This window comes from Protofrankia sp. CiP1_Cm_nod4, assembly GCF_982290645.1.
This window is the reverse complement of record NZ_CEVIVC010000073.1, coordinates 22,345-24,992: the sequence shown is the minus strand read 5'-3', so window position 1 is coordinate 24,992 and position 2,648 is coordinate 22,345. Positions and strand designations below refer to the sequence as shown.

The 2,648-nt window shown below is 74.5% G+C and carries 1 protein-coding gene; it reads left to right on the top strand.

Features of this window, described 5'->3' with window-relative positions:
- A partial coding sequence (locus AC5LSR_RS14860; RefSeq protein ID WP_493468584.1) for an ABC transporter ATP-binding protein occupies positions 1 to 2,648 on the top strand: 2,648 nt, incomplete at both ends.

Here is a 2,648-nt window from a genome sequence, read left to right as displayed (position 1 = left end):
TGCCGGTGCCGGTGCTGTCCGTGTCGACGGCCATGACGTCCGGGAGCTGACCCTGGAGTCGCTGCGGGCCCAGATCGGGATGGTCTTCGAGGACAGCTTCCTGTTCTCCGACACGGTCCGTGCCAACATCGCCTACGGCCGGCCGGACGCCGGCGACGCCGAGATCGTCGCCGCGGCGCGGGCCGCCCGGGCGGACGGCTTCATCCGGGACCTTCCCGACGGCTACGACACGGTCGTGGGCGAGCAGGGGCTGACGCTCTCGGGCGGGCAGCGCCAGCGGATCGCGCTGGCCCGCGCCCTGCTCGTCGACCCACCAATTCTGATCATGGACGACGCGACGTCCGCGGTCGACGTCCGGGTCGAAGCCGAGATCCACACCGCCCTGCGGCAGATCATGCGGGGGCGGACCACCCTGCTGATCGCGCACCGCCGTTCCACCCTGCACCTGGCCGACCGGATCGCGGTGCTCGACGCCGGCCGGGTGGTCGACGTCGGCATCCACGAGGAGCTGACCGCCCGCTGCCCGCTGTACACGATGCTGCTGTCCGGGCCGAGCCTCGACCGGGCGGGCGCCGTCCCCGACCAGGCGAGCGACAGCCGTCACCAGGCGGAGCAGGTGGATGCGGACAAGAGCCGGATGAACGGCGGCCGGCCGGTCCCGTTCGCCGGTGCGCTCACACCCCGTATGCGACCGGTGCCGGCTACCTGGGTGGGCGCGGGCCTGGACGGCACGCGGCCGGCCCGCTCCATGCGCGGTGGCCGGGGGGCCGGGTCCGGCGGCCGGGGAGCCGGGTTCGCTGGTGGGCACTTCGGGGACACCCCGGTCACCCCCGGACTGCTCGCCCAGGTGGCCCGGCTCCCGCCCGCGACCGAGCCGGTCCGGGTGAGCGAGACCGACGCCGCCGCGCCCGACCCGGCGTTCTCGCTGCGCCGCCTGCTGCGCGCGGTGCCCGGGCTGCTCGCCGTCGGCCTGCTGCTGGTAGCCCTGGACGCGGCCGCGGGCCTGGCCATGCCGGCGCTGGTGCGCCACGGGGTCGACGCGGGCGTGTCCACGGGCGCGTCGGCGGTGCTGTTCGCGACCTCCGCGGTGGCGCTGGCCGTGGTCCTGGCGGCCTGGGGCGGGCAGGTCGTCCAGGCCCGGGTGACCGGGCGGATGGGGGAGCGGCTGCTGTTCGTCCTGCGGCTGAAGACCTTCGCCCAGCTCCAGCGGCTCGGCCTGGACTACTACGAACGCGAGCTCCCCGGCCGGATCATGACCCGGATGACGACGGACGTGGACGCCCTGTCGACGTTCCTGCAGACGGGCCTGACGACCGCGGTGGTGGCGCTGGCGTCGTTCGTCGGGATCGGGATCGCGCTGGTCGTGCTGAACACGGAACTGGCGCTGGTCGTGCTCCCGATGCTGCCGGTCGGGATCGCGGTCACGCTGGTGTTCCGGGCGAAGTCCTCGGCCGCCTACACCGAGTCACGGGAGAGGGTCAGCGCGGTCAACGCCGCGCTGCAGGAGAACCTGGCCGGCATCCAGGTGGTGCAGGCCTTCCGCCGGCAGGAGCGCAACCAGGACGGCTTCCGGACGCTGGCCGAGCGGTACCGCGCCTCGCGGATGCGGGCGCAGCGGATGATCGCCCTCTACTTCCCGTTCATGGAGTTCTGCTCGGAGCTGGCCGCCGCGCTCGTCCTCGGCGCCGGTGCCGGGCTGGTCGCGTCCGGGTCGCTGACCACCGGCGGGCTGATCGCCTACCTGCTCTACATCAACCTGTTCTTCGCCCCGGTCCAGCAGCTCTCGCAGGTGTTCGACGGCTACCAGCAGGCGAAGGTGGGCCTCCGGCGCATCTGCGACCTGCTGCGTACACCCACCTCCACCCCGCCGGCCCCGGATCCGGTGCCGGTCGGCCGGCTTGCCGGCCGGATCGCGCTCGAGGACGTCTCCTTCCGTTACGCCGGCACCAGCCGTCCCGCGCTGGACGGGGTGAGCCTGCGGGTGGCGGCCGGGGAGACCGTCGCCCTGGTGGGGGAGACCGGCGCGGGCAAGTCCACCGTGGTCAAACTGGTCGCGCGTTTCTACGACGCGACCGGTGGTGCGGTGCGGGTCGACGGCACCGACGTGACCCGGTTCGATCTCGCGGGCTACCGGCACCGGCTGGGGGTGGTCCCGCAGGAGGCCTTCCTGTTCTCCGGGACGGTGCGGGACGCCATCGCCTACGCCCGCCCGGAGGCGGACGACGCCGAGGTGCTGGCCGCCGCCCGCGCCGTCGGGGCGCACGACATGATCGTCAGGCTGCCCGGGGGCTACCGGCATCCGGTCGGGGAGCGCGGCCGGGGGCTGTCGGCCGGGCAGCGCCAGCTGCTGGCACTCGCCCGGGCGGAGCTGGCCGACCCCGACATCCTGCTCCTCGACGAGGCCACCGCGTCTCTCGACCTGGCCACGGAGGCCGCGGTCACCAGAGCCACCGAGCACGTCGCGCGCCGGCGCACCACGCTGGTGGTGGCGCATCGGCTCACCACCGCGGCCCGCGCCGACCGGGTCGTGGTGATGGCCGCCGGCCGGGTCGTCGAGCAGGGCTCCCACACCGACCTGCTGCGCGCCGGCGGCCGGTACGCGCGGATGTGGGCGGAGTTCAACGGGGACGGCGGCCCGGCGCGCCCTG